Below are 18,249 nucleotides of genomic sequence, written 5' to 3'. Positions count from 1 at the left end.
CACGCGGCAGCTGGGAATCAGGCCGGGGGCACCTCTGCATGGGCGACTCCCGGGGCAATTGAAGGCTCGGTGTGGCAACTGACCACTACCGTATGGTATTTACAAACAACCATGAATGTAAGTATATTCGTTAGTAAGCTATTAATCCAGCCGATAGCATTTTTTCTGACAAGACTCTTCCATTATTCTTGAGCGTCTCCCAGCTCTCGCGACCCGAGGATCCTCATGCAATTCAAGCCAGCCGTCACCGCCCTGGTTTCCGCCGTCGCCCTGGCAACACTGCTAAGTGGCTGTAAGAAAGAAGAGGCGGCACCTGCGCCGCAGGCTCCTCTGGTCGGCGTCGTCACCCTGCAACCACAAGCCTTTACCCTGACCTCGGAACTGCCGGGGCGCACCACTGCGTTCCGCGTCGCCGAAGTTCGGCCACAGGTCAATGGCATCATTCTCAAGCGCCTGTTCAAAGAAGGCAGCGAGGTCAAGGAAGGTCAGCAGCTGTACCAGATCGACCCCTCTGTGTACGAAGCCAACCTGGCCAACGCCCAGGCCAACTTGCAGGCTACCCGTTCGTTGGCCGAGCGCTACAAGCAGCTGATCGACGAGCAGGCCGTATCCAAACAGGAATACGACGACGCCAATGCCAAACGATTGCAGGCCGAAGCGTCGCTCAAGAGCGCCCAGATCGACCTGCGCTACACCAAGGTCCTGGCACCCATCAGTGGCCGGATCGGCCGCTCCTCGGTGACCGAAGGCGCGCTGGTGAGCAATGGCCAGACCAACGCCATGGCCACTATCCAGCAGCTCGACCCAATCTACGTCGACGTGACCCAGTCCACGGCCGAGCTGCTCAAGCTGCGCCGCGACCTGGAAAGCGGCCAACTGCAGAAGGCCGGGGAAAACGCCGCCAAGGTTCAGCTGATCCTGGAAGATGGCAGCAAGTTCGCCCAAGAAGGCCGCCTGGAATTCTCCGAAGTGTCGGTCGACGAGACCACAGGTTCCGTGACCCTGCGTGCCGTGTTCCCTAACCCAGAACACACCCTGCTGCCGGGCATGTTCGTCCACGCTCGCCTGCAGAACGGGGTCAACGCCAACGCCATCCTGGCACCGCAACAGGGCGTAACCCGTGACCTGAAAGGCACGCCAACGGCGATGGTGGTCAACCAGGAGAACAAGGTCGAGCTGCGTCAACTCAAGGCCAGCCGCACCCTGGGCAGCGACTGGCTGATCGAGGAAGGCCTCAACCCAGGCGATCGCCTGATCACCGAAGGCCTGCAATACGTACGCCCCGGCGTCGAGGTCAAAGTCGGCGAAGCCACCAACGTCAAGAAGCCGGGCAATCCTCAGGCCAATGCGGCGAAAGCAGACGGCAAAGCGGAGTAAACCATGTCGAAGTTCTTTATCGATCGCCCGATCTTCGCCTGGGTGATCGCCCTGGTGATCATGCTGGTCGGCGCCTTGTCGATCCTGAAGCTGCCGATCAACCAGTACCCAAGCATCGCGCCGCCGGCCATCGCCATCGCCGTGACCTACCCGGGCGCCTCGGCGCAGACGGTGCAGGACACCGTGGTGCAGGTCATCGAGCAGCAGCTCAACGGCATCGACAACCTGCGGTATGTGCAGTCGGAAAGTAACTCCGACGGCAGCATGACCATTACCGCGACCTTCGAGCAGGGCACCAACCCTGATACGGCGCAGGTCCAGGTGCAGAACAAGCTGAACCTGGCCACCCCACTGCTGCCGCAAGAAGTGCAGCAGCAGGGTATCCGTGTCACCAAGGCAGTGAAAAACTTCCTGATGGTGATCGGCCTGGTGTCCGAAGACGGCAGCATGACCAAGGATGACTTGGCCAACTACATCGTCTCGAACATGCAGGACCCGGTCTCGCGTACCGCAGGTGTCGGTGACTTCCAGGTGTTCGGCGCCCAGTACGCCATGCGCATCTGGCTCGATCCGGCCAAGCTGAACAAGTTCCAGCTGACCCCGGTTGACGTGCGCACTGCGGTTACCGCGCAGAACGTCCAGGTGTCCAGCGGTCAGCTCGGCGGCCTGCCAGCCCTGCCGGGTACCCAGCTCAACGCCACCATCATCGGCAAGACCCGCCTGCAAACCGCCGAGCAGTTCGAGAAGATCCTGCTCAAGGTCAACAGCGATGGCTCGCAGGTGCGCCTGGGTGACGTTGCCAAGGTCGGCCTGGGCGGTGAGAACTACGCGGTCAGCGCGCAGTTCAACGGCAAGCCGGCCTCGGGCCTGGCGGTCAAGCTCGCCACCGGCGCCAACGCCCTGGACACTGCCACGGCGCTGCGCAAGACCATCAGCGACCTGGAGCCATTCTTCCCGCCTGGGATGAAAGCGGTGTTCCCGTATGACACCACGCCCGTGGTCACCGAATCGATCAGCGGGGTAATCCACACCCTGATCGAAGCGGTAGTGCTGGTGTTCCTGGTGATGTACCTGTTCCTGCAGAACTTCCGCGCCACGGTGATTACCACCATGACGGTGCCGGTGGTGTTGCTGGGTACCTTCGGTATCCTCGCCGCCGCAGGCTTCAGCATCAACACCCTGACCATGTTCGCCATGGTCCTGGCCATCGGTCTGTTGGTGGACGACGCCATCGTTGTGGTGGAGAACGTCGAGCGGGTGATGTCCGAGGAGGGCCTGCCCCCAAAAGAAGCCACCAAGCGCTCGATGGAGCAGATCCAGGGGGCGCTGGTCGGTATTGCCCTGGTGTTGTCGGCGGTACTGCTGCCGATGGCGTTCTTCGGCGGCTCCACCGGTGTGATCTACCGGCAGTTCTCGATCACCATCGTGTCGGCCATGGGCCTGTCGGTGCTGGTCGCGTTGATCTTCACCCCGGCCCTGTGCGCGACCATGCTCAAGCCACTGAAAAAGGGTGAGCACCACGTCGCCAAAGGCGGTTTCTTCGGCTGGTTCAACCGCAACTTCGACCGCAGCGTACAAGGCTACGAGCGCAGTGTCGGTGGCATCCTGCGCAACAAGCTGCCGTTCCTGCTGGCCTATGCCCTGATCGTGGTCGGCATGATCTGGCTGTTCATGCGCATCCCTACTGCGTTCCTGCCCGAAGAAGACCAGGGCGTCCTGTTCGCCCAGGTGCAGACCCCCGCCGGTTCCAGTGCCGAGCGCACCCAGGCGGTAGTCGACCAGATGCGTGAGTATCTGCTCAAGGACGAAGCCGACACCGTGTCGTCGGTATTCACCGTCAACGGCTTCAACTTCGCCGGTCGCGGCCAGAGCTCGGGTATGGCGTTCATCATGCTCAAGCCCTGGGATGAGCGTTCGGCGGAGAACAGCGTGTTCAACCTGGCGGCCCGTGCCCAGCAGCACTTCTTCGGCTTCCGTGACGCGATGGTGTTTGCCTTTGCCCCGCCTGCGGTACTGGAGTTGGGTAACGCCACCGGTTTCGACGTGTTCCTGCAGGACCGTGCAGGCCTCGGTCACGAGAAACTGATGGAGGCGCGCAACCAGTTCCTGGCCAAGGCCGCACAGAGCAAGATCCTCTCTGCAGTGCGCCCCAACGGCCTGAACGACGAGCCGCAGTATCAGCTGATCGTCGACGACGAACGCGCCAGCGCCTTGGGCGTGACCATCGCCGACATCAACAACACCCTGTCGATTGCCTTGGGTGGTAGCTACGTCAACGACTTCATCGACCGCGGTCGGGTCAAGAAGGTCTACATCCAGGGCGATGCCAATGCCCGGATGAACCCTGAAGACCTGCAGAAGTGGTACGTACGCAACGCCAAGGGTGAGATGGTGCCGTTCTCCTCCTTCGCCACCGGCGAATGGTCGTTCGGCTCGCCGAAGCTGTCGCGCTACAACGGTGTAGAAGCGGTCGAAGTGCTGGGTGCTCCGGCGCCGGGCTACAGTACCGGTGAGGCCATGGCCGAGGTCGAGCGCATCGCCAGCGAACTGCCAACCGGCATCGGTATGTCCTGGACCGGTATGTCGTACGAGGAAAAACTCTCTGGCTCGCAGATGCCGGCACTGTTCGCCCTGTCGCTGCTGTTCGTGTTCCTCTGCCTGGCAGCGCTGTACGAAAGCTGGTCGATCCCGATCGCGGTGGTGTTGGTAGTGCCACTGGGGATCATCGGTGCACTGGTTGCCACCAGCATGCGCGGGCTGTCCAACGACGTGTACTTCCTGGTTGGCCTGTTGACCACCATCGGTCTGGCGGCGAAGAACGCGATCTTGATCGTCGAGTTCGCCAAGGAACTGCATGAACAAGGCAAGAGCCTGTACGACGCGACCATCGAAGCGTGCCGTATGCGTCTGCGCCCGATCATCATGACCTCGCTGGCGTTCATCCTCGGCGTGGTACCGTTGACCATCGCCAGCGGCGCAGGCTCGGGTAGCCAGCATGCCATTGGTACTGGGGTGATCGGCGGCATGATCAGTGCGACCGTGCTGGCCATCTTCTGGGTACCGTTGTTCTTCGTAGCAGTGTCGTCGTTGTTCGGCAGCAAAAAGCCTGAAACCGACGCCACCCCTGAAACTCCACGTTATGAGGCTGGGCAATGACCAAGTCTTTGTTGTCCCTGGCGGTAACCGCCCTGATCCTCAGCGGCTGCTCGCTGATCCCTGATTACCAGACCCCGGACGCACCGGTGGCAACGCAGTGGCCGCAAGGCCCTGCGTACTCGCCGACCGAATCGGCCGATGTCGCCGCCGCTGAACAGGGCTGGCGCCAGTTCTTCCAGGACCCGGCGCTGCAGCAGCTGATCCAGACCTCGCTGGTCAACAACCGCGACCTGCGAGTGGCTGCGTTGAACATCGACGCCTACCGCGCCCAGTACCGCATCCAGCGCGCTGACCTGTTCCCGGCGGTCTCGGCCACCGGTAGCGGCAGCCGTCAGCGCACCCCGGCGAACATGTCGCAGACGGGCGAATCGGGTATTACCAGCCAGTACTCGGCGACCCTCGGCGTCAGCGCCTACGAGCTGGATCTGTTCGGCCGTGTGCGTAGCCTGAGCGAGCAAGCGCTGGAAACTTACCTGTCCAGCGAACAGGCGCGTCGCTCCACGCAGATCGCCCTGGTCGCCAGCGTGGCCAACGCCTACTACACCTGGCAGGCTGACCAAGCCCTGCTCAAGCTGACCGAAGACACCCTCAAGACCTACGAGGAAAGCTACAACCTGACCCGTCGTAGCAACGAAGTGGGGGTCGCCTCGGCACTCGACCTGAGCCAGGCACGCACCGCTGTCGAAGGCGCGCGGGTCAAGCTGTCGCAGTACCAACGCCTGGTCGCCCAAGACCTCAACAGCCTGACCGTGCTGCTCGGCACTGGCGTGCCGGCCAACCTGCCAGCACCGCTCAAGCTTGATGCCGACCAACTGGCCGAAGTGCCTGCCGGTCTGCCGTCGGACCTGCTCACGCGCCGCCCGGACATCCAGGAAGCCGAGCACCTGCTCAAGGCCGCCAACGCCAACATCGGCGCGGCCCGCGCAGCGTTCTTCCCCAGCATTAGCCTGACCGCCAATGCCGGCACCTTGAGCCCGGACATGGACGGGCTGTTCAAAGGAGGGTCGGGGACCTGGCTGTTCCAGCCGCAGATCAACCTGCCGATCTTCAACGCCGGCAGCCTGCGCGCGAGCTTGGATTACTCGAAGATCCAGAAGGACATCAACGTCGCCAAGTACGAAAAAACCATCCAGACCGCCTTCCAGGAAGTCTCCGATGGCCTGGCGGCGCGCAAGACCTTCGAAGAGCAGTTGCAGGCGCAGCGTGATCTGGTCGCGGCCAACCAGGATTACTACCGCCTGGCTGAGCGTCGCTACCGGATCGGTATCGACAGCAACCTGACCTTCCTCGACGCCCAGCGCAACCTGTTCAGCGCGCAACAGTCATTGATCAGTGATCGCCTGTCGCAGCTGACCAGCGAGGTCAATCTGTACAAGGCCCTGGGTGGCGGCTGGTATGAGCGTACCGGCCAGGCCAACCAGCAGGCATCGCTGCAAGCGCCCAAAGGCTGATTGATCGGTAACGCATCAAGCCCACCTTCGCGGTGGGCTTTTTGTTTGTGAGGCCAGTCATCGCGGGGCAAGCCCGCTCCCACGTTGGTCTGAGCAGAATCTCTTGGCAAGCGTGGGCAAGCCCGCTCCCACGCTACCCGAAGGATTCAGTCTGACCAACGTGGGAGCGGGCTTGCCCCGCGAAGAGGCCACCCTGGACAATAAAAAGTAACTGACTGGAACATTCCGTTCGATTATCGCCCAGTACCGCCTGCGACGAATTGCCCCGCCCCTGCTGTGCCGCGCACCATTCTCCCCGCAACGTTGCACAAGTTCATCCAATCAAGACCCCGTCGCCCCTGCAGGCCCGCACCCCGCAGCGCACCGGTTCGCCCAATAAAAACAAGAGATCCACGACAGATGAGCACTTCGCAACCCGCACGCCAGCTGCTGCCCGGCCTGTTGGCCATGTCCTGCGCCCTGCCCGCCTTCGCCGCCGACGGTGGGTTCCTGGACGACGCCAAGGCCACTCTCAACCTGCGCAACTTCTACATCAACCGCAATTTCGTCGACCCGGCCAACCCCCAGGGCAAGGCCGAAGAATGGACCCAGAGTTTCATCCTCGACGCGCGTTCCGGGTTTACCCAAGGCACCGTTGGCTTTGGCGTGGACATCCTGGGTTTGTATTCGGTGAAGCTCGACGGCGGCAAAGGTACCGCTGGCACCCATCTGCTGCCGGTGCACGATGACGGTCGTCCGGCCGATGATTTCGGCCGCCTGGGCGTGGCCTTCAAGGCCAAGCTGTCGCAGACCGAACTGAAGGTCGGTGAGTGGATGCCCGTGCTGCCGATCCTGCGCTCGGACGACGGCCGCTCGCTGCCGCAAACCTTCCGGGGCGGCCAGATCACCTCGAAAGAGATTGACGGCCTGACCCTGTACGGCGGCCAGTTCCGCGCCAACAGCCCGCGTAATGACGCGAGCATGGAAGACATGTCGCTCAACGGTCGCAGTGCGTTCACCTCCGACCGCTTCAATTTCGCTGGGGGCGAATACACCTTCAACGACAAACGCACCCTGATCGGCCTGTGGGATGCCCGCCTCAAGGACATCTACCGCCAGCAGTATCTGAACCTCAGCCACAGCCAGCCGCTCGGCGAATGGACCCTGGGTGCCAACCTGGGCTACTTCATCGGCAAGGAAGACGGCGCCGAACGCGCAGGCGAGTTGGATAACCGCACCGCCTCAGCCATGCTCTCGGCACGCTACAAAGGCCACACCTTTTACGTAGGCTTGCAGAAAGTCAGCGGCGATGACGCCTGGATGCGGGTCAACGGCACCAGCGGCGGGACCCTGGCCAACGACAGCTACAACTCAAGCTTCGACAACGCCAAGGAGCGCTCCTGGCAGGTGCGCCATGATTTCAACTTCGTCTCGGTGGGCGTACCCGGCCTGACCCTGATGAACCGCTATATCAAGGGTGACAATGTGCACACCAGCACCGTCGACGACGGCAAGGAATGGGCGCGTGAAACCGAGCTGGCGTATGTCGTGCAGTCGGGCACCTTCAAGGACTTGTCGCTGAAATGGCGCAACTCGACCATGCGCCGGGATTACAGCACCAACTCGTTCGATGAAAACCGGGTGATCGTCAGCTATCCGCTGAATCTCTTGTAGTGAGTTGCGGCCTCATCGCTGCGACTCGCCCTGCGATGAGGCCGGCCAATTCAGCAAAGCCTATGCTTATAAAATAAGCATATAAAAAACAAACAAAACCATCATTGACGGAATATGTAACTAAAGCTAAAAACGATACTCCCGCCCGCCGCAGAGCTCGACATGGACCTTCGCCAACTGCGCTACTTCATCGCCCTTACCGAATACCGCAGTTTCGTCCGCGCCGCCGAGGCCATGGGCATCACCCAACCGGCCTTCAGCCGGGCCATCCAGGGCCTGGAGCAAACCTTCGGTTGTTCGCTGATAGACCGCGCCAGCAAGGCCCTGCACCCAACTCCTGAAGGCCTGGTGGTGCTGCAACACGCCCGGCGCCTGGTGCAGGGCGCTGCGCAATTGAGCACCGAGGTATTGCAGATGACCAAGCTCGATGCTGGCGAGCTGCATTTTGGCAGCGGCCCGGCGCTGGCCGTACGCCTGGTCCCCGATGCCCTGCAGCACTTCATCGAGGCCCACCCCGGCATCCGCACCTCGCTGCTGGTCGACAACGCCGAACGCCTCGGCCAAGCCCTGCGCCGTGAACAAATCGAATTTTTCGTCGACGACATCCGCCCGTTCGAAGCCGACCCCAATTTCCACACCGAGCCACTCAACCCTCGCCCGGGCCTGTTCTTCTGCCGGCCGGGCCATCCGTTGCTGGCCAAGGACAGCCTGTCGACCAATGACTTGTTCGCCTACCCGCTGGCCAGCGCCCTGCTCGCCCCTGGCGTGCGCAAGCGCCTGGCCAACCTCAGTGGGCGCAATGACTTCACCCCCCACTTGCAGACCGAGCACCTGGCCGTGCTGCGCAGCGTGGTGCTGGCCAGTGATGCGATCGGCACCGCCAGCGAAGAATCGGTGGCCGACGACTTGAGCAGCGGCCGCCTGGTGCGCCTGCACTGGCGTAATTTGCCACCGGGCCTGGAAGTGCTGAGCGTGCGCTGTGGCGTGGTCAGCCGCAGTGGCTATCGACTGTCCCCGGCCGCGCGGGCGATGATCGAGACCTTGATTGGCCTCGATCAGCGCACTTCGCCGCGCGAGCAGCCGCCACGCACCGCGCCGCGTGCCGGGCATTCGCCACGCTGATGATGAAGCATCAACCGCGCGCGGTTCCGGCGTTGTGGCCGGGGGGCTATGCTTGCACACAGTGATCCACTGTCAGCGGTGCAGCCAAGGAGGAACAACAATGAAAAGCCTCGTCGAACACCTGAGCCAGTACGCCGCCTACCACCGTGACCCACGCAACATCGCCACCCACTTCGTCGGCATTCCGCTGATCGTCGTGGCCGTGACCATTCTGCTATCGCGTCCGGGTTGGGATGTCGCCGGGATGTGGCTGTCACCGGCGTTGATCGCAGCGGCGGCCTCAGTGTGGTTCTACCTGCGTCTGGATCTGCGCTTTGGCTTGGTGATGGGGCTGTTGCTGGGGTTGTGCCTGTGGCTGGGGCAGATGCTTGCGCTGCAGAGCACCGGGCTATGGCTGAGCGCCGGGCTGGGCGCCTTTGTGCTGGGCTGGATCATCCAGTTTGTCGGGCATTATTACGAGGGGCGTAAACCTGCGTTCGTCGATGACCTGAGCGGGTTGATCATCGGACCGTTGTTCGTGGTGGCGGAGGCGGCGTTCATGCTCGGGCTGTGCCCGCAGTTGAAAAAAGCCGTGGAAGCCAATGCTGGGCCGGTGGCGATCAGGCACAAGAACGCCGCGGTTTAAGTTGCGCCCTCATCGCGGGGCAAGCCCGCTCCCACGTCCTCAGCCTCACTGAGATGACTGCGTGGGAGCGGGCTTGCCCCGCGATGAAGCCAGCACCCTCAACAACTATTCTTGTAACTGACGCGACTCGACCCCCAACTCATCCCACACCGATTCTGCCAGGTGGAAAGTGGCATTGGCCGCCGGAATCCCGCAATAGATCGCGCTCTGCATCAGCACTTCCTTGATCTCTTCGCGTGTCACGCCATTGTTGGCCGCCGCGCGCAGGTGCAGCTTGAGCTCGTCATTGCGGTTCATGCCGATCAGCATGGCAATGGTGATCAGGCTGCGGGTATGCCGTGGCAGCCCTGGGCGGGTCCAGATATCCCCCCAGGCGTGGCGCGTGATCATTTCCTGGAACTCGCCGTTGAAGTCGTTGAGTTTTTCCAGGCTGCGGTCCACGTGGGCGTCACCGAGCACGGCGCGACGCACCTGCATGCCCGCGTCGTAGCGTTGTTTTTCGTCCATCTTGTTCTCCTCAGCAAGCCTGCAGAAAATCGACGACCCGCGCCGTGAACGGCTCACCGATCTCGACATTGGACAAGTGCGCGGCGTGGAACTCTACGTAGTGCGCGCCCTCAATCGCGTTCTGCATGAAGCGTCCATGCTCCGGGGTGGTGACCACATCGGCAGTACCGGCGACGATCAGGGTCGGCACCTGGATAGCTTTCAGTTGCTCGCGGTAGTCGGCATCGCGCACCGCCGCACAGTTGGCGGCATAGCCTTCGGGCGAGGTCTGCGCCAGCATCTGGGTGATGCGCTGGGCCTGGGCGGCGTGGGCCTCGGCGAATGCCGGGGTGAACCAGCGGGCAATGGAGGCATCGCGCAAATCGACCATGGCCTGGCGGCCACCCTTGAGCACCGTGTCGATGCGGGTATTCCACACCTCATCGCTGCCGATCTTGGCGGCGGTGTTACACAGGGTCAAGCTGAGCAGGCGTGAGCCTGCGTTGATACCCAGCCACTGGCCGATCAGCCCGCCCATCGACAGGCCGACGAAGTGCGCCTTGGCGATGTCCAGTGCATCCAGCAGCGCCAGCACGTCAGCGCCCAGCTGGGCAATGCTGTAGGGGCCGGCGGTGACCAGCGAGCCGCCATGGCCACGGGTGTCGTAACGCAGCACGCGAAAGTGCTTGGACCAGGCCGCTACCTGCGTGTCCCACATGCCAAGGTCAGTCCCCAGCGAGTTGGACAGCACCAGCACCGGGGCCTCCTGCGGACCATCGATTTGGTAATTCAGTACGCCATCGGCCAGTTGCAAATGCGCCACAGCGGTCTCCTTCAGGCAGTCAAACGTTGATGTTCAGCCACGGCGCGCGCCACCCAGACGCGGGCCTGGCCGAGGTAATGAGCAGGGTCGAGCAGGCGGTCGAGCTCCTGCGCGGACAACTCGGCAGTGACCTGCGCCTCGTCACCGAGCACAGCGCGCAGGTGGCGCTGCTCAGCGACAGCGCGCTGGCAGCACTGCTCCAGCAAATGGTGGGCGCGGTCGCGGCCCAGGCGCTGGGCCAGGACGATACTGACCGCTTCGGCCAACACCAGGCCCTGAGTCAGGTCGAGGTTGCGGCGCATGCGTTCGGCATCCACCTGCATCCCCTCGGCAATCACCTGGGCCTGGCGCAGCGCGCCAGACACCAGGCAGCAGATGTCCGGCAAGGTTTCCCATTCGGCATGCCACAGGCCAAGGCTGCGCTCGTGCTCCTGGGGCATGGCGGCGAACAGCGTCGACAACAGGCCCGGCACCCGCGTGGCGGCGCCGATCAACACGGCCGCGCCAACCGGATTGCGCTTGTGCGGCATGGTCGAAGAGCCGCCCTTGCCCGGCGCGGAAGGCTCGAACACCTCCCCCGCTTCGGTCTGCATCAGCAAGCTGATGTCGCGGCCGAACTTGCCCAGGCTGCCCGCCACCAGCCCCAGCACCGAGGCGAACTCCACCAGGCGATCGCGGTGGGTATGCCAAGGTTGCTCAGGCAGGCTCAGCTTGAGCTGCTCGGCCAGCGCCTCGGCCACTGGCAGCGCCTTGCTGCCCAGCGCCGCGAGGCTGCCGGAGGCACCGCCGAATTGCAGGCAGAGCAAGCGTGGGCTCAGCTCTTTGAGGCGCTGGCGGTGGCGGGTCAAGGCGCCGAGTACGCCGGCCAATTTCATCCCCAGGGTCACCGGCGTTGCGTGCTGCAACCAGGTGCGCCCCACCAGTGGCGTGTCAGCGTGTTGCAGGGCCTGGCGGGCCAGGGTATCGGCCAACGTGGCCAGATCGGCTTCGATCAGCTCGAGCGCATCGCGCAGTTGCAGCACCAGCCCGCTGTCCATGGCGTCCTGGCTGGTCGCGCCTAGGTGCACGTAGCGCTCGGCGTCTGGTACGCCGCTGGCGACCACCCTGCCCAGCGCCTTGACCAGCGGAATCGCCGAGTTACCTGCCGTGGCGATGGCATCGGCCAGGGCGCGGGCGTCATAGCGCTCGGCCTTGCATGCCGCCTCGATGGCCGGCACCGCAGTGTGCGGCACCAACCCTGCAGCGGCTTCGGCCCGCGCCAGGGCGGCCTCGAAGTCGAGCATGCCTTGCAGGCGGCCACGGTCGGAGAAAATCTCGCGCATGGCCGGTGCAGTGAAGTAGGCGTCGAACAGCTGGTTGTCCGCTCGGTGGGTCATCGCGAGTCCTTAGTGATCATGGTGCAGGTAGGCCGCTTGCTTGGGCAGGCGCAGGCTGAACAGGAAGGCCACCGCCATCATGGCGGTCACGTACCAGTAGAAGGTGTTCTCCATCCCCAGGGTTTTCAAGCCCAATGCGACATATTCGGCCGAACCGCCGAACACCGCGTTCGCCACGGCATAGGCCAGGCCCACGCCCAGGGCGCGCACTTGCGGCGGGAACATCTCGGCCTTCACCAGGCCGCTGATGGAGGTGTAGAAACTGACGATACACAAGGCCAGGGTAATCAGCACGAAGGCCATGAATGGGCTGGTCACGGTCTTCAGCGCCATCAGCAGCGGCACGGTGAAGACAGTGCCCAAAGCGCCGAACAGGAGCATCGAGTTACGCCGGCCAATGCGGTCGGAGAGCATGCCGAACAACGGCTGCAGGATCATGAACAGGAACAGCGCGCCGGTCATGACGAAACTGGCGTCCTTGGCGGGCATCCCGGCGGTGTTGACCAGATATTTCTGCATGTAGGTGGTGAAGGTGTAGAAGATCAGCGATCCGCCAGCGGTGTAGCCCAGGACGGTGATGAACGCCGCAGCGTGGTTGCGGAACAAGCCGCTGACACTGCCGGCGTCTTTGTCCTGGCGGGTTTCGGCGCTGCTGGTTTCTTTCAGCGAACGGCGCAGCATCAGCGAGATCAGGGCAGCGACGGCACCCACCACGAACGGAATGCGCCAGCCCCAGGCACGCAGTTCTTCTTCGCTGAGCAACTGCTGCAGGATCACCACCACCAACACCGCCAGCAACTGGCCGCCGATCAGGGTGACGTACTGGAACGAGGCGAAGAAACCGCGCTGGCCGCGCAAGGCGACTTCACTCATGTAGGTAGCGGTGGTGCCGTATTCGCCACCCACCGACAGACCCTGGATCAGGCGCGCCAACAGCAGCAGCGCCGGCGCCCAGGCACCGATGCTGGAGTAGGTCGGCAGGCAGGCGATGATCAGCGAGCCGAAGCACATCATCAGCACCGAGACCATCAGCGAATTCTTGCGCCCATGACGGTCAGCCAGGCGACCGAAGATCCAGCCACCGATGGGGCGCATCAAGAAGCCCGCGGCGAATACGCCTGCGGTATTGAGCAATTGCACGGTCGGGTTGTCGGAGGGAAAGAACGCCGGGGCGAAATAGATGGCGCAGAAGGCGTAGACGTAGAAGTCGAACCATTCCACCAGGTTGCCTGAAGAGGCACCGACGATAGCGAAGATGCGCTTGGAGCGTTCTTCGCCGGTGTAATAGGTTGAGGTCATGGTGGTTTTACTCCTGGAGGGTCACTGAGAGTCTAGACATACCCAGTTACACTCTCGTTCCGCTACCCGGCCATGGTCGGGTTTTGCAAGCCCCATCGCGGGGCAAGCCCGCTCCCACGGGATAGTGGTTCCCGTGGCAGCGGGCTTGCCCCGCGATGCGGCCAGAGCTGCTCAAACCCGCTCTATGGCCAGCGCCAGCCCTTGGCCAACACCTACGCACATGGTCGCCAGGCCCTTACGCCCACCGCTTTTCTCCAACTGATGCAGCGCAGTCAGCACCAGCCGTGCGCCGCTCATGCCCAACGGATGGCCCAGGGCAATCGCGCCACCATTGGGGTTTACCTGCGGTGCGTCATCGGCCACACCCAACTCGCGCAGCACTGCCAAGCCTTGGCTGGCGAACGCTTCGTTGAGTTCGATCACGTCGAAGTCGGCCACGGCAACGCCCAGGCGCTCGGTCAGTTTGCGCACTGCCGGCACCGGGCCGATGCCCATCACTCGCGGCGCGACACCGCCACTGGCCATGCCCAGAACCCGTGCCCGCGGGGTCAAGCCATGTTTCTTCACCGCGTCTGCCGACGCCAGGATCAACGCGGCGGCGCCGTCGTTGACGCCCGAGGCGTTGCCCGCAGTGACGGTCTTGTCCGGGCCGTTGACTGGCTTGAGTTTGCTCAGTGCTTCGAGGGTGGTATCCGGGCGCAGGTGCTCGTCGTGCTCGACCACGGTCTCGCCCTTCTTGTGGGCAATGCGCACTGGCACGATCTCTTGCGCGAAGAAACCTGCAGCCTGCGCCGCTGCTGCCTTTTGCTGGCTGCGCAGGGCGAAGGCGTCTTGATCCGCGCGGGAAACCTGATAGTCGTCAGCGACGTTGTCGGCCGTCTCGGGCATCGAGTCGACGCCGTACTGGCTCTTCATCAGCGGGTTGATGAAACGCCAACCGATGGTGGTGTCCTCAAGCTTCATGTTGCGCGAGTAACCACTCTCGGCCTTGCCCATGACGAACGGCGCGCGCGACATCGACTCGACACCACCGGCAATCGCCAGCTCCATCTCGCCACTGGCAATGGCGCGAAACGCCGTGCCAATTGCATCCATACCCGAAGCGCACAGGCGGTTGAGGGTCACCCCAGGAATGCTCTCGGGCAGGCCCGCCAGCAGCAGGGCCATGCGCGCGACGTTGCGGTTGTCTTCGCCGGCCTGGTTGGCGCAGCCGAAGAACACTTCGTCGACCTGATCCCACTGCACCGACGGGTTACGCTCGATCAGCGCCTTGAGCGGCACTGCTGCCAGGTCATCGGCGCGCACGCCGGCCAGGGCGCCGCCGAAGCGGCCGATCGGGGTGCGAATGGCATCACAGATGAACACGTCACGCATCAGGCTTCTCCTGGCTTCTGGCCGTGGGCGGCAGCGGTGCGCTGTTCAAGATCACGCAGCGCGGTCAGCTCGACCTCGTTTGGCGCGGCGGTGGTCTGCACGTCATCGGCAAAGCGGATCGCCCAGCCGGTGGCGGCAATGATCTGTTCGCGGGTCACACCAGGGTGAATCGAGGTGACCACGAATTCGTGGGTGCCGGCTTCCGGCTCCATGATGCACAGGTCGGTGATGATGCCGACCGGGCCTTCACCAGGCAGGCCCAGGCGTTTACGCGAGTCGCCACCCTCGCCGTGGCCGACCGAGGTGATGAAGTCCAGCTTGTCGACAAACGCGCGTGGCGATTGCTTGAGGATGATCAGCACTTGCTTGGCGGAACCGGCGATTTCCGGCGCACCACCGGCACCCGGCAAACGGGTGCGCGGGGCGTGGTAGTCACCGACCACGGTGGTATTGATGTTGCCGAAGCGGTCGACCTGGGCGGCGCCGAGGAAGCCCACGTCGATGCGTCCGCCCTGCAGCCAGTAGCGGAAAATTTCGCCGGTCGGCACCACGGTGTCGGCGGTTTCCGCCAGCTCGCCGTCGCCGATCGACAGCGGCAGCACGCTCGGCTTGGCGCCAATCGGGCCAGATTCATAGATCAGCACGACGTCGGGCGACGAGGTCAGGCGCGCCAGGTTGGCAGCCTTGGACGGCAGGCCGATACCGACGAAGCAGACCGCACCGTTGCGCAGGCGACGGGCAGCGGCGACAGTCATCATTTCGGAAGTGGAGTAGCTCATTGCGCGGCCTCCGCAGTGCTGGCCAGCTTGGCCTTGAATTCATTGAAGTCGGCGGTGCCGCGGATGTAGCTATCGATCCAGGCGGTGAACGACTCACGGTCACGGGCAATCGGGTCCCAGGCCTGGTAGAAGCGGTTGTCGCGCTCGTAGTAGCCATGGGCATAGGACGGGTGGGCGCCACCCGGCACCAGGCACACCGCCGACAGCGCCCAGGTCGGCAGCACACAGGCGTTCATTGGCGCTTGCAGGTCGTCGACGATTTCCTCGACGGTGACGATGCACCGTTTGGCCGCCAGGGCCGCTTCTTTCTGCACACCGAGAATGCCCCACAGCAGCACGTTGCCTTTGCGGTCGGCCTTCTGCGCGTGGATCACGGTCACATCCGGGCGCACCGACGGCACGGCAGCGAGCACTTCGCCGGTGAACGGGCAAGTGACGCTCTTGATCAGCGGGTTGACCTTGGGCAGGTCGGAACCGGCGTAGGCGCGCAGCACCGCGAACGGCAGGCCCGAGGCACCCGCGACATAGGCGTTGGCCAAGTCCGCGTGGCTGTGCTCTTCGATCTCGATCGCATGCGGCCAGTGCTTCTCGACCGCATCGCGCAGGCGGTGCAGCGACCCGACGCCTGGGTTACCACCCCAGGAGAAGATCAGCTTGCTGGCGCAGCCGGCGCCGATCAATTGGTCGTAGATCAGGTCCGGGGTCATGCGCACCAGGGTCAGGTCGCGCTTGCCCTGGCGGATGATCTCGTGGCCGGCTGCGGTCGGGATCAGGTGGGTGAAGCCTTCGAGGGCGACGGTGTCGCCGTCCTGGATGAATTGCTTCACGGCCTCGTGAAGCGAGAGGATTGCTGCCATTGGAGACTCCTGGTCAGGGTGCTGCGTTGAGCTCAGATTAAGGAGACTGGAGGGTGGCGCACAATCCGATAATCGATTACTTGTGCGATTATCGAACCATTTGTTATCGTGCTATCCATTCACCCCAAGACCCTCAACCCCTGCGGGAGCGGGCTTGCCCCGCGCCTACAGAGTCGTTGTGGTTTGCAGAGTCAGGTCGCGTCAGCGTGACTCACCAAGCCCTTGACGATCACGCCCACGGTCGCCAACGCCGCCGGCACCAACAACGCAGTCAGCACCTGTTCGAAATTCCAACCCAGCCCGAGCAAGGTCGCCCCACTCCAAGCACCGAGAATGGCGCCAAAGCGACCAATGCCGAGCATCCACGACACGCCGGTGGCGCGTCCCTGGGTCGGGTAGAACCGCGCCGCCAGCGACGGCATGGCCGACTGCGCACCGTTCACGCACATGCCGGCCACCAGCACCAGGGTGGCAAGCAGGGTCATGTTGCCCAGGCTCTGCCCCACGGCGTAGGCGAATACCCCGGCCAGCAGGTAGAACAGGCCGATGACCTTGTGCGGGTTGAAGCGGTCCATCGCCCAGCCCACCGCGACTGCGCTAAGCACGCCGCCGAACTGGAACAGTGCGCCGATGAAAGCGGCCTCCTCCATGCTCGCGCCACTGTCGCGCATCAGCGTCGGCAGCCAGCTGGTCAGCAGATAGACGATCACCAGGCCCATGAAGTAGGTCAGCCACAGCAACATCGTGCCCAGGCCGTATGTGCCAGAGAAGATCACCGCAAACACGTTGCGCGCTGCCACCGCCTTCTGCTCAGGCACACTGAAACTGGCAGCCTGGGCGACCACGGCAGGGGCGATCGGCGCCAGGGTTTTGCGCACCTTGTCGGTGCCGCGATTGCGCACCACCAAGAACCGCGCCGATTCCGGCAGCCACACCAGCAGCACCACCGCCAGCAGCAGCGGCAGCACACCGCCAATCACCAGCAGGCTGTGCCAGCCATAGGCCGGGATCAGCTTGGCCGAGATGAAGCCGCCACCGGCCATGCCGAGGTTGAAGCCGCAGAACATGCTGGTCACCAACAGCGACTTGAGTCGTTCCGGGGTGTACTCGGAGAGCAAGGTGGTGGCATTGGGCATGCCGGCACCCAGGCCCAGTCCAGTGAGAAAACGCAGTACCAGCAGTTGGTCGACATTGGTGGCATAGGCCGAGGCCAGGCTAAAACCGCCGAACACCAGCACCGCGCCAACCAGCACACCTTTACGGCCGAAGCGGTCGGCCAATGGGCCGGAACCCAATGCGCCAAACACCATGCCGATCAGCGCGGCACTCATCACCGGGCCGAGGCTGGCGCGGTCGATACCCCATTCCTGGGATAGCGCCGGAGCAATGAAGCCCATGGCCGCGGTGTCCAGGCCATCGAGGAATACGATCAAAAAACACAGGATCACCACCCGCCATTGGTAGCGCGACAGCGGCTGATCATTGATGAACGATTGGACGTCGAGACAATTGCCGACAGTGGTTTGCGGTTTGTTCATTGTTGTTATCCAGGAAAGCGGCGCAGGCAGGATCCTGACGCAAGTGGCTGCGCAGGTATCGAGGGTCGGGAGTTATGGCCGTGCGTCAGCCTGGATACAACGGTACTGCGTGCGGGTGCGGCCGCAGCACAGAAAGGACAGTGGTCATGGGGTGTGCCTCTCGCATGTTGTTCTTGTTCGGTCGGCAAAGCCGACCGTTGCGAAAGACATTAATCAGCGGGCCGGCGCTGCGCAATTCGGTGGAGACGAGTTTGTGCGTTTATCGAACAACATCAGTGTGTGCAGTCGACTGCAGCAGTTCGAGCGCAGATGTCGGCTAGCGTGGGAGCGGGC

Annotated in this window: 14 protein-coding genes; 6 read left to right on the top strand and 8 right to left on the bottom strand. The window is 63.3% G+C overall.

Annotated features, from left to right (window positions below; all coding sequences use genetic code 11):
- Window positions 1–225 precede the first annotated feature (225 nt).
- The 6 genes from AAZU54_RS07300 (at window position 226) to AAZU54_RS07275 (ending at window position 9,384) form a co-directional block, all read left to right on the top strand.
- The gene (locus AAZU54_RS07300; RefSeq protein ID WP_186553952.1) at window positions 226–1,377 is read left to right on the top strand and encodes an efflux RND transporter periplasmic adaptor subunit; all 1,152 of its coding nucleotides are present in this window, start codon (window positions 226–228) and stop codon (window positions 1,375–1,377) included.
- A 3-nt stretch (window positions 1,378–1,380) separates the two neighbouring features.
- Complete coding sequence (gene ttgB / locus AAZU54_RS07295) at window positions 1,381–4,533, top strand: multidrug efflux RND transporter permease subunit TtgB (RefSeq protein ID WP_186553951.1); 3,153 nt, start codon at window positions 1,381–1,383, stop codon at window positions 4,531–4,533.
- Window positions 4,530–5,984 (top strand): AdeC/AdeK/OprM family multidrug efflux complex outer membrane factor, encoded by a 1,455-nt coding sequence (locus AAZU54_RS07290; protein ID WP_186553950.1) that lies wholly within the window; start codon window positions 4,530–4,532, stop codon window positions 5,982–5,984. The genes ttgB and AAZU54_RS07290 overlap by 4 nt, the downstream gene beginning before the upstream one ends.
- Window positions 5,985–6,383: 399 nt before the next feature.
- Window positions 6,384–7,637 (top strand): OprD family porin, encoded by a 1,254-nt coding sequence (locus AAZU54_RS07285; RefSeq protein ID WP_186553949.1) that lies wholly within the window; start codon window positions 6,384–6,386, stop codon window positions 7,635–7,637.
- A 162-nt stretch (window positions 7,638–7,799) separates the two neighbouring features.
- A complete protein-coding gene (locus tag AAZU54_RS07280) occupies window positions 7,800–8,759 on the top strand; it encodes a LysR family transcriptional regulator (RefSeq protein WP_186553948.1) in 960 nt (319 codons plus the stop codon).
- A gap of 100 nt (window positions 8,760–8,859) precedes the next feature.
- Entirely contained in the window at window positions 8,860–9,384 is a 525-nt protein-coding gene (locus tag AAZU54_RS07275; protein ID WP_405129545.1) for a DUF962 domain-containing protein, read from the top strand.
- 105 nt (window positions 9,385–9,489) lie between these two features.
- Here AAZU54_RS07275 and pcaC read toward each other — a convergent pair whose 3' ends face one another.
- The 8 genes from pcaC to AAZU54_RS07235 all read right to left on the bottom strand — a co-directional run bounded on the left by pcaC (window position 9,490) and on the right by AAZU54_RS07235 (window position 17,916).
- On the bottom strand, window positions 9,490–9,891 hold the full coding sequence (gene pcaC / locus AAZU54_RS07270) for a 4-carboxymuconolactone decarboxylase (RefSeq protein ID WP_186553946.1): 402 nt from the start codon (window positions 9,889–9,891) through the stop codon (window positions 9,490–9,492).
- Between the two features lie 10 nt (window positions 9,892–9,901).
- Entirely contained in the window at window positions 9,902–10,693 is a 792-nt protein-coding gene (gene pcaD, locus AAZU54_RS07265) for a 3-oxoadipate enol-lactonase (protein WP_405129546.1), read from the bottom strand.
- Between the two features lie 11 nt (window positions 10,694–10,704).
- The gene (locus tag AAZU54_RS07260) at window positions 10,705–12,069 is read right to left on the bottom strand and encodes a 3-carboxy-cis,cis-muconate cycloisomerase (protein WP_186553944.1); all 1,365 of its coding nucleotides are present in this window, start codon (window positions 12,067–12,069) and stop codon (window positions 10,705–10,707) included.
- Window positions 12,070–12,078: 9 nt separating this feature from the next.
- Window positions 12,079–13,368 (bottom strand): MFS family transporter, encoded by a 1,290-nt coding sequence (locus tag AAZU54_RS07255; RefSeq protein WP_186553943.1) that lies wholly within the window; start codon window positions 13,366–13,368, stop codon window positions 12,079–12,081.
- Between the two features lie 171 nt (window positions 13,369–13,539).
- Window positions 13,540–14,745 carry a 3-oxoadipyl-CoA thiolase gene (gene pcaF, locus AAZU54_RS07250; protein ID WP_312155405.1) on the bottom strand — a complete coding sequence of 402 codons (1,206 nt, stop codon included), beginning with the start codon at window positions 14,743–14,745 and terminating at the stop codon, window positions 13,540–13,542.
- Window positions 14,742–15,521, bottom strand: coding sequence for a CoA-transferase subunit beta (locus tag AAZU54_RS07245; RefSeq protein ID WP_186553942.1), 780 nt, complete (start codon window positions 15,519–15,521; stop codon window positions 14,742–14,744). The genes pcaF and AAZU54_RS07245 overlap by 4 nt, the downstream gene beginning before the upstream one ends.
- The gene (locus tag AAZU54_RS07240; protein ID WP_186553941.1) at window positions 15,518–16,378 is read right to left on the bottom strand and encodes a CoA transferase subunit A; all 861 of its coding nucleotides are present in this window, start codon (window positions 16,376–16,378) and stop codon (window positions 15,518–15,520) included. The genes AAZU54_RS07245 and AAZU54_RS07240 overlap by 4 nt, the downstream gene beginning before the upstream one ends.
- 191 nt (window positions 16,379–16,569) lie before the next feature.
- Entirely contained in the window at window positions 16,570–17,916 is a 1,347-nt protein-coding gene (locus AAZU54_RS07235) for an MFS transporter (RefSeq protein ID WP_186553940.1), read from the bottom strand.
- Window positions 17,917–18,249 lie beyond the last annotated feature (333 nt).

Origin of the sequence: Pseudomonas sp. Je.1.5.c (genome assembly GCF_051129895.1) — a bacterium.
In the GTDB taxonomy this organism is placed as follows: domain Bacteria; phylum Pseudomonadota; class Gammaproteobacteria; order Pseudomonadales; family Pseudomonadaceae; genus Aquipseudomonas; species Aquipseudomonas urmiensis.
This window is presented reverse-complemented; position numbering and strand designations above follow the sequence as displayed.

Bases quoted from the DNA above. Each gene is read 5' to 3' on its own strand.
- AAZU54_RS07255 (WP_186553943.1), bottom strand. From the start codon at position 13,368: ATGACCTCAACCTATTACACCGGCGAAGAACGCTCCAAGCGCATCTTC.
- AAZU54_RS07245 (WP_186553942.1), bottom strand. From the start codon at position 15,521: ATGAGCTACTCCACTTCCGAAATGATGACTGTCGCCGCTGCCCGTCGC.
- AAZU54_RS07275 (WP_405129545.1), top strand. From the start codon at position 8,860: ATGAAAAGCCTCGTCGAACACCTGAGCCAGTACGCCGCCTACCACCGT.
- AAZU54_RS07300 (WP_186553952.1), top strand. From the start codon at position 226: ATGCAATTCAAGCCAGCCGTCACCGCCCTGGTTTCCGCCGTCGCCCTG.
- AAZU54_RS07260 (WP_186553944.1), bottom strand. From the start codon at position 12,069: ATGACCCACCGAGCGGACAACCAGCTGTTCGACGCCTACTTCACTGCA.
- pcaC (WP_186553946.1), bottom strand. From the start codon at position 9,891: ATGGACGAAAAACAACGCTACGACGCGGGCATGCAGGTGCGTCGCGCC.
- AAZU54_RS07235 (WP_186553940.1), bottom strand. From the start codon at position 17,916: ATGAACAAACCGCAAACCACTGTCGGCAATTGTCTCGACGTCCAATCG.
- AAZU54_RS07240 (WP_186553941.1), bottom strand. From the start codon at position 16,378: ATGGCAGCAATCCTCTCGCTTCACGAGGCCGTGAAGCAATTCATCCAG.
- AAZU54_RS07280 (WP_186553948.1), top strand. From the start codon at position 7,800: ATGGACCTTCGCCAACTGCGCTACTTCATCGCCCTTACCGAATACCGC.
- AAZU54_RS07285 (WP_186553949.1), top strand. From the start codon at position 6,384: ATGAGCACTTCGCAACCCGCACGCCAGCTGCTGCCCGGCCTGTTGGCC.
- ttgB (WP_186553951.1), top strand. From the start codon at position 1,381: ATGTCGAAGTTCTTTATCGATCGCCCGATCTTCGCCTGGGTGATCGCC.
- AAZU54_RS07290 (WP_186553950.1), top strand. From the start codon at position 4,530: ATGACCAAGTCTTTGTTGTCCCTGGCGGTAACCGCCCTGATCCTCAGC.